The sequence below is a fragment of the Corallococcus sp. CA041A genome, assembly GCF_003612075.1.
Classification (GTDB): domain Bacteria; phylum Myxococcota; class Myxococcia; order Myxococcales; family Myxococcaceae; genus Corallococcus; species Corallococcus exiguus.
This window is the reverse complement of record NZ_RAWF01000570.1, coordinates 1-873: the sequence shown is the minus strand read 5'-3', so window position 1 is coordinate 873 and position 873 is coordinate 1. Positions and strand designations below refer to the sequence as shown.

General features: G+C 64.8%; 1 pseudogene. It reads right to left on the bottom strand.

The window, feature by feature from the left end:
• Positions 1 to 16 precede the first annotated feature (16 nt).
• Positions 17 to 735: pseudogene (locus D7V77_RS45405) on the bottom strand (IS5 family transposase); the annotation flags it as partial.
• Between the last annotated feature and the right edge of the window lie 138 nt (positions 736 to 873).

The following is an 873-nucleotide window of genomic DNA, read 5'->3' as shown; positions in this document are numbered from 1 at the left end:
CTAGGGGGTGTCCCTAATTAAGCCAAAGCATCATGCAGGCCAGGTGGAGGACCGCCAGGTAGTTGGTGGCGGTCTTCTCGTAGCGGGTGGCCACGGCGCGGAAGCGCTTGAGGCGGTGGAACATGCACTCCACCTGGATGCGCAGCCGGTAGAGGGCGCGACTGTTGCGGCGCCGGTGGTGCTTGCGCGTTGGATTCATCGCGATGACGGGCCTCATTCCGCGCTCCCGGACGGCCTGCACGAGGTGGTCGGCGTCATAGCCGGCGTCGGCGATGAGCGCCTTGCCGTGCGCATACTGAATGAGGTGCTCGGCTTCAGTGACGTCGCCGCGCTGCCCAGGCGTCAGCGTCACTTCGAGCGGTTGGCCCTGGGTGGTGCACAGGGCGTGGACCTTGGAAGAAAAGCCTCCTCGAGAACGGCCCAGAGCATTGCATCGGCCCCCCCTTTTGCGCCTGAGGCGTCCTGATGCGCCCGGATGATGGTGGCGTCCAGCAGCGAGCCGACATCATCCACTTGCAACTGCAGCGCCTTGAAGAGCCCCTCCCATACTCCTCGGGTCGCCCAGCGCCCGAAGCGGTTGTAGACCGTCTTCCAGGGCCCGTAACGCTCTGGCAAGTCACGCCAGGGTGCGCCCGTCTTCACCCGCCAGAGCACTGCATTGACGAACTGCCGGTCACCTTTCTTGGTGCGCGGCCCTCGTCGGGCAGGGATGAGTGGCTCAAGCTGCTTCCACTGCTCGTCCGTCAGCTCATGTCGGTGCACTCACCAGGGGTGCTCAGCTCTTCCTTTCCCTGCAAGCTCAACCCTGCCCACGGGGCTGGCGGCCGCTCGGCCTCCAGCACCTTTCTTCAGATAATTAGGGACACCCCCTAG